This is a genomic window from Chamaesiphon sp. GL140_3_metabinner_50, assembly GCF_025361915.1.
Lineage (GTDB): Bacteria > Cyanobacteriota > Cyanobacteriia > Cyanobacteriales > Chamaesiphonaceae > Chamaesiphon.
On record NZ_JANYJC010000224.1, the window covers coordinates 1 to 7,621 of the forward strand.

Genomic DNA, 7,621 nt, shown 5'->3' on the forward strand with positions numbered 1-7,621 from the left:
GTAAGCATTTCCACCAGGAGCAATCAGGTTGGGTTGGTCGGCAAATAGACTTCTGGCTGCGTTAGCAACAATTGTCGAAGAGTTGGATGTAATCCGGTTGACTGTATCCATCCGTTTGTTGCCGTCGGCTACCATTGCCGCGAGTGCGTCTAATTGACCAGTGCTAAGGTATTGACCTTGTGCATCTGCTTGGGCGACAACCTTGGAGAATCCGTCTAACATATATTTAATCCTGTATGCGTTTAATAGTTTTTGGTATCCAGTTTTTCGGCTCATGCTGCGCAATCGCGTAACATAGCTTAATAAATTTGGGAAAACTCTCGTATTAATATGAGAGGCTAACCAGTTTTGCTAGTTGGTATCAACCAATCTGTCAGTTACTAGTATTACCTATTAATCTAAATATATACAATGTTATGTGAACTCTTTTTTGTTTTTCCTCATCTTTGTCACAAACGTTAATAATCCACCCCTGCCTAGCTCCTAACTCGGAAAATAGGTACCATAGTTACACCACTTTTGCGCTGTGAGCACAAAAAAAAATCGCCTGAATGTGTCCCTCGATCCGATCGAGCGAGAGAAATTAGAGAAACTGGCTGCGGAGTCGGGACTTTCGCTCTCGCGGACGATCGCACAACTGATCCGCAAGGCTAAAAGCAAGCCCAAGGATGACGATCTGACAAGTCCCTAAAAAACCCAGCTTCAGGGAGAAACTGGGTTGATGTCAGTCAAAAATATTAATTCTTAGCTCTGAGCGAGTAATTCCTTGCTTTGAGAGCGTCCGCTAATTTGCAACTGTCGTTTTAATTGATACGTCAATGCGGCAAACATCGCCACCTGTACGGTAAATGCAGCTAAAATCGTGGTTCCGGCTAGTTGGAACAGCCCCATCGGCGCAAAGGGCGAAAACAGCAGTACTACAGCAGCAAAACCAGTTGGAGTACCAACGGGGGAGAGAACGTAAGCAACAACCACGGGTAAGATTGCCGCGACACCAACGATCGCGAAAATCCACAGATTGCGCTTGCGGACTTTGAGAAATAGACCCAAATGCGCGATCGCGGTGTAGAGTAAAATCAGACTAGCCGCAACGCAAATACCACCCACTAGGCGAGTGACATATCCGGGAGTGCTGAAAACATTAAAGTCCATCCCTTGAGTATGAGCAGTCAAGGCAAAGATCGATACAGGAATCCAGACTATCATTGCCATACCGACATTAATCGCGATCGTCACAATTGCCGGACTTTTATCGTTACCAATTAAATCTTGGACTAGATCTTGTTGGATAAATTTACGTCGTTGCTGAGTGCGATCGCGACGATAGCGACTCCAATCTTGCAATGCTTGTTTGCTAGGTAATAACATCGGAATCAATAACAACAACGCCATAAAATCGAAGATGCCAAATACCCCTATCGTTTGGCGGATAGTATAGTGGTGAGTATTTGCTGAGAAAATGAACGGTACCGTAAACCCAGCGATCCATAATTGGAGGCAAAAGTCGATCGAGTAACTTTGATATTTACCAATTACTGTCGCAGTCGGATTGAAATAGCGACGATCGAGAATTTGCCAAATTCCATAGCTAGCTATCAAACAACTGCCAGTTGTAAAGATATAAAGATATGTCGCACTACTACCGATCGGCAATCCAAACCAAGAGATGAGATAGTTATCTTTCAGCCATTGCTCGTTATTTACCGTAGCCGCCATAAAAGCATTAATCATTGCGATCGGCGCACACAGCGGAAAGGCAACAGCAATAACAGTTACAATAGCCTGAACGCCACCGAGCAAGACATATAAAATTGATGTGCTAGCTAACAAGAACCACAGCCCACCAAGCGTCGCGTACCAGCTTGCTAGCGTGAGAATGTCTGCTTGTGCGCTCAATCCCATCCACACATGTAGCGGCACAATTAAGGCTGCGGCAACATATACTAATATCGGTACGCCTAAGATTTTGCCGATAAAGATTTTTTGAGCCGATTGGGGACTAAGCCGAATAAAGTTGAGCGTACCGCGTTTTTCTTCTTGCACTAAGTCGGCAACTAAAGTGTAAATCGAGCCTAAAAATAGTCCTAATGGTAAAATCCAACTCAGACAAATAAAGACATCCGATCGCCAAGTTTGCCAGTTAATTTTAAAGCTGCCACCACCATCGATCGTACATATTTCGCCGGGACTATAGCCATTGCGAATTTCGTTAAAGTAACAGTATTTACTATAAGCCTGCCGATACAGCTCTTTCGGTGTAGATTCATTGGTAACATCCGATAGAATGGGAACCGGAATTTGACCGTTGAAATATAACAAAACTAAAATCTGAATTACCAATGCACCTGCAACTGCAATCCCGATATTTCGCAGTGTCAAGCGTTCTTTAAGTTCTCGAAATATTTGCGGGTTAGAATCACCCATTCGATCGATTAATCTGTCTAACACGATAATTATTTACCTTAATAGTTTTTACTGATGAGATCGGATCGGGACGGGGAGACTGGGATTATCAATCCTCATTCCTTACTTCTTACTCCTTACTTCTTACTTCTTACTCCCATCTCCCATCTCTTGAGTTTGCGATCGTCCGCTGAGTTGGATCTTTCGCTGTAATTGATGAGTTAATACTGCTAAAATCGCTAACTGAGCGGCAAATGCGGCAAAAATGCTACTTCCACCTTGGCTCGTCCCCATTGCGGCAAATGGCGAGAATAATAGTAAGAATGACACCAATTCAGTTGGCGCATCAATTATCGATAAGAACCAAGCACCCAGACTCGGCACGAGTATTACCCCTGCGACGAGTGCTGTAATCCAAAGTTTACGTTTTTTGACATTGAGAAATAGTCCTAAATGAGCGATCGCACTGTATATTAAAATTACACTAGCTCCCAACCCGATTCCGGCTAAAGTGTTAATTCCATGAGTGAAATCATTGAATAGCATCACGATGCTTACCGGAATCCACATTACCATCGCCATCGCAATATTGAGTGCGATCGCCAGTAATGCAGGACTCTTATCATTGTGGATGAGATCTTGCACTAGTTCCCGTCGCCAAAACTGCCGATGCTTCTGCGTGACTCGTTCGCGACGGTAACGACTCCAATCTTGTAATGCTTGCTTATTCGGCAATAACATCGGAATTAGTAGCGACAATGCCGTAAAATCCATACCTGCTAGCAAACCCAAGCTAAAGGCATCGTAGTGGTGGTTTAGTGCAAGTGCAGGTATGACAAAGCCAGCAATCCAAAGTTGCCAACACAGATTGGCTACATAACTTTGAGATTTACTAATCAGGGTAGTTATCGGGTTGAGATAGCGACGCTCTAAAGCTTGCCACACTCCATAACTAGCTGCCAAATAACAAATCGATCCAAAAGTATTGAATAAAATTGCATTACTGGCGATCGCAATCCCAAACCAGCATACGTCTGTACTTACAGGTGATAAGCGGGGATCGATTGCTGATGAGGCAAATGAGTTAATCGCAGCTATGGGCATCCAGAGAGGACAACTGACTGCAATAACTGTCAAAATTGCTTGAACACCACCGAGCAAGACATATAAGACTGCGGCACTAGCTAATAAGAACCATAGCGATCCGATCGCCAAATACCAACTACTTAAAAATAATATATTATCTCCTGCACTGCACCCTAAATATAAATGCAGTGGCAATATAAATACAGTGGCAATGTATACCAGGATCGGTACGCCCAATATTTTACCCGCAAAGATTTGTTGTGCCGACTGCGGACTGAGCCGAATAAAGTTAAAAGTACCACGTTTTTCTTCCTGAACTAAATCGGCAACCAACATATAAACCGAGCTTAAAATTAGTCCGAATGGCAATATCCAACTCAAACATGTAAAAACATCAACTTGCCATCTTTGCCAATTAATGAAAAAATGTCCAGCTCCATCTAGTTTACACAGGTCATCGTAGGTGCGACCTTTTTCATTAAAAGAAAAGTCACAGTAATTATTATTTATGATTGTATTGACAGGGTTAAATGAGTCGGGGGTTGGCAGTTGTCCGTAGAAATACAACAATACTAATCCTTGCATTATTAAACTTCCGACAATCGCGATCGCAATATTGCGCGGTGTCAGCCGTTCTTTGAGTTCTCTAAATATTTGGGGGTTGGCATCCCCCACCCGATCGATTATTTTAGCTAGCATAGTTCGCTCATTCCCATCTAATTACTTAGTACAGCTTATGAAGCCTGCTGGTGTCCTAACTTCAAGAAAATAGTTTCTAGATCTTCTTGAGTACATTGAAAATTGGTAATCGGTAGCCGAACGTGAATTAGCGATCGCAATAAATCCGCTGCATCCTGTTCCGTACCTGAAAACCCGACCCGAATTTGATTCGTACCAGGTAAAATCTCAATATCCGATACCAAAGAATTCGCTTTGAGTTCGCGTTTGAGAGCTTCTAAATCGCCTAAGGTACTAATTAAAATTTGTTGTCGGCTCAAGCGTTGATAGAGATCTTGAAGCTGGCAACTTTCGACTAAAAATCCTAACTCCATAATTCCCACCGAAGTACAGAGTTCGGCTAAGTCACTCAAGACATGCGACGAGATTAAAATCGTCATCCCCGCCTCTTGTAACGTCTTAATAATCTGCCGGAATTGCATCCGCGCGATCGGATCTAATCCAGACACGGGTTCGTCTAAAAGTAGTAAAATCGGTTCGTGAATAATCGTCCGTGCCAGACTCAATCGCTGCTTCATCCCACGGGATAGCGTGGCAATTTTACTATTGCGTTTGGTACTCAGTTGTACCAGTTCCAGCACATCATACAACCGCCGCTGACGACGTTCGGCAGTTAGTTTATATAGCCTAGCAAAATAATCGAGATAATCCCAAACTGTCAGATCGTCATATAAAGGAAAATCATCAGGAAGATAGCCTAATAACCGTTTGAGATTGGCATTACTGCGATCGCGCAGCAACCGTTCGCCATTGATATAAATCTCGCCGATCGTTGGCTCTTCAGCGGTGGCTAGCATCCGCATCAAGGTTGTCTTACCCGCACCATTGGGGCCAATCAAGCCATAGACTTCCCCCGCAGCCACAGCCAAATCTACGCCATGTACGGCAATATGTCGATCGAATTGTTTGGTTAAATCTTCCGTGCGAATTGCCAGTTCTGTTGCCATTGTTCCGATTGCCAGTACCGTATAGTCAGATCTTACCCAGTTGCAGCAGCAGAATCTCGCCAAAGCGTAGAATTCCACTTATTCTTAATACACTGGTTCGACTCATCATTCCCTAAAGTTAGGCTTGAAGTTTTCAGCTAGTAAATTTAGACACAAGGGTGACTCTCTAATCTAACCAGACTAGTCTTGCTCGACTCTACCTCCTCCCTTGTCACCAAATAAATAAACGATGTCAGTTCATTATTCAATATCTATTATTTACCTACTCCCCTAAGATCTAATTTTTCACGAAGAATAAAGCAAGCAAAAGTAGCTATTCGCACAATCTCTTTATTTAACAGAAACTAAATTATGACCGAACAAAACCTCGACAAATACCAGCATATCCTTGTTGTCGATCTCGAAGCCACCTGTTGCGACAGCCAGAGCATCCCCCGCCACCAGATGGAGACTATCGAAATCGGTGCAGTCATGGTAGACACAGCCAGCCTCAAAATTGTCGATGAATTCCAAACATTCATCAAACCTCTGCGCCATCCTATGCTCACCGAATTTTGCAATCAACTTACATCTATTACCCAATCCCAAGTTAATACCGCTCCCACCTTTCCCGAAGCGATCGAACTTTGGCAACCCTGGCTATCTCAATTCGACAAAACTATCTTTGGCTCCTGGGGCGACTACGATCGCAAACAACTCCAACAAGACGGCAAACACCATCGCATCGATTTACCCGATCCAGTCTCCAGCAACCATGTCAACCTCAAAGAACTATTCAGCATCACTCAAGGATTCAACAAACGCTACGGCATGGCACAAGCCCTCAATCTCGCTGACATTACGCTAACAGGTACCCACCATCGCGGCATCGACGATGCCCGCAACATCAGCAAGCTCTTACCCTATATCTTAGGTAGACAAAAAATTATCAAAATAGACCGTCCCTCGATCTAATCGATCTCTAAACATAGTAAAAGCATCATCAAAACAGGCAAACTCCAGAACACCAGCAACAATTGAACTTGTCGCCCTGTCAAAATTTTAGGTGAGTTATCACATCCAATCGGATATCGCAACTCACCTAAAAATCGCCTGCTAATACTATCCCTCCTCGTGAGTGGGGGTTTCAACTACTCGTAACTGCTGCCGCCGTTTGCCGATCGCATAATATACGCCACCAGCCCCGATCGCCATAAATGGTATAAAAGGTAGCAACCACAACAATCCCAACACCAGATTTGTCCCCAGACTCCCCGCTGCATGAGTAGAATTTTTCCAAGTTTCCTGCACTTGCACCCCAAAAGCATCACTACTCGGTGTAGCAGACTGCATTTCCTCAACTTTGAGATTAATCGTCGAATACGCCACCTGCTGGCGAAGATTCTTCACACTCGCATCCAACTGTTCGATCTGCTCGCGGATCGCCGAAAGTTCCTTAGAAACGGCCAAAATATCCCTAACCGAACCAGATCGCTCCATGATTTTGCGTGTCAAATCCTCCTGCTGACGGAGATTCTTCAGCCGTGCATCCGTATCGACAACTTGCTGCGTTACATCCTCAGACTTCACCCCTTGGCTCTCTACCTTGCCTAACTTCGCAATTTCAGCCACAGTCGCATCCAAAGCTTTGCTAGGTACCTTCAGCACCAAAGTAGCCTGCCGATGCCGATCGTTATCTAAAGATCGATCGTCCTGAAAATTATAAATATCGCCCTGCTTACTCTGCACGATCTGACGCACTTGCACCATCATCTTATCGATCGATTCCAGCCGCAGCGAAATCTCTGCTGTTTTAACTAGCTGCGGCTTTTGCGGCATAGTTACAGTAGTTGCTTCGGCTGCTCTATCTTCTTTACTAGCAGATTTAGCATCAGCCATCACCGCAGTTGCCGACTGAGGAGCTTCTGCCGTCGAACTCTTCCGATCTGCTGTACTTGAGTTGCCGCAGCTACTTAAAGCAATACTTACACCGATCGTCAGCCCCACTAATCCAATCGATCTGCCGTCCCACTCCGATCTTCGCAGATAATTCATCGTCCTCACACTCCACAATTGTTTTGAATTCACAATGGAGATTTCTACAAGAACAGATTGGCTGATTACGGGCGTTTTAGGAGCGATCGTGCCACCTCCCGAAAAAATATTTAGCCAGATTGAGCGTAAAAAGCGTTAAAAAAGGCTCAGAGCCTTACCCACGCTAGAAAAACAAACTTTAGCCCAGGGGGTTGACAATACTAGGCCGCCGGGTTATATTAGTAAAGCGGTCGAGGGAAACAGCGACGCGGAATCGGCGAAAGCCGCTCTGAGAGCTAACTACCTTCACCACTGAACCTAGACAACTATATAGTTTGAAAGCCTATACAACCTCGTTAAATTCGTTAACACGATTATAACACGGTCGAGCCAGTAATGGTGAAGCCAAGACGAGTCAAAAGTCTTTAAAGATT

The 7,621-nt window shown here is 44.3% G+C and carries 6 protein-coding genes and 1 pseudogene; 2 read left to right on the plus strand and 5 right to left on the minus strand.

Annotated features, from left to right (window positions below; translation table 11 throughout):
- Positions 1 to 222, minus strand: a pseudogene (locus tag Q0R35_RS11155) (phycocyanin subunit beta); the annotation flags it as partial.
- A gap of 304 nt (positions 223 to 526) precedes the next feature.
- Between Q0R35_RS11155 and Q0R35_RS11160 the strand changes: the two are divergent.
- Positions 527 to 691, plus strand: coding sequence for a hypothetical protein (locus tag Q0R35_RS11160; RefSeq protein ID WP_295617698.1), 165 nt, complete (start codon positions 527 to 529; stop codon positions 689 to 691).
- Positions 692 to 744: 53 nt separating this feature from the next.
- Here the strand turns inward: Q0R35_RS11160 and Q0R35_RS11165 are convergent, their stop codons facing one another.
- The 3 genes from Q0R35_RS11165 to Q0R35_RS11175 form a co-directional block, all read right to left on the minus strand.
- Positions 745 to 2,448 carry a hypothetical protein gene (locus tag Q0R35_RS11165; RefSeq protein ID WP_295617701.1) on the minus strand — a complete coding sequence of 568 codons (1,704 nt, stop codon included), beginning with the start codon at positions 2,446 to 2,448 and terminating at the stop codon, positions 745 to 747.
- A 99-nt stretch (positions 2,449 to 2,547) separates the two neighbouring features.
- The gene (locus tag Q0R35_RS11170) at positions 2,548 to 4,188 is read right to left on the minus strand and encodes a hypothetical protein (protein WP_295617704.1); all 1,641 of its coding nucleotides are present in this window, start codon (positions 4,186 to 4,188) and stop codon (positions 2,548 to 2,550) included.
- A gap of 35 nt (positions 4,189 to 4,223) precedes the next feature.
- Entirely contained in the window at positions 4,224 to 5,174 is a 951-nt protein-coding gene (locus tag Q0R35_RS11175) for an ABC transporter ATP-binding protein (protein ID WP_295617707.1), read from the minus strand.
- 351 nt (positions 5,175 to 5,525) lie between these two features.
- Between Q0R35_RS11175 and Q0R35_RS11180 the strand changes: the two genes are divergently transcribed.
- A complete protein-coding gene (locus tag Q0R35_RS11180; protein ID WP_295617710.1) occupies positions 5,526 to 6,128 on the plus strand; it encodes a 3'-5' exonuclease in 603 nt (200 codons plus the stop codon).
- Between the two features lie 147 nt (positions 6,129 to 6,275).
- On the opposite strand, the gene Q0R35_RS11185 is transcribed toward Q0R35_RS11180, so the two are convergent.
- Positions 6,276 to 7,241 carry a DUF4349 domain-containing protein gene (locus tag Q0R35_RS11185; RefSeq protein ID WP_295617713.1) on the minus strand — a complete coding sequence of 322 codons (966 nt, stop codon included), beginning with the start codon at positions 7,239 to 7,241 and terminating at the stop codon, positions 6,276 to 6,278.
- Positions 7,242 to 7,621 lie beyond the last annotated feature (380 nt).

What these genes read in the sequence shown, in the direction of transcription:
- Q0R35_RS11180 (WP_295617710.1), top strand. Translation starts at nt 5,526, where the DNA reads ATGACCGAACAAAACCTCGACAAATACCAGCATATCCTTGTTGTCGAT.
- Q0R35_RS11175 (WP_295617707.1), bottom strand. Translation starts at nt 5,174, where the DNA reads ATGGCAACAGAACTGGCAATTCGCACGGAAGATTTAACCAAACAATTC.
- Q0R35_RS11170 (WP_295617704.1), bottom strand. Translation starts at nt 4,188, where the DNA reads ATGCTAGCTAAAATAATCGATCGGGTGGGGGATGCCAACCCCCAAATA.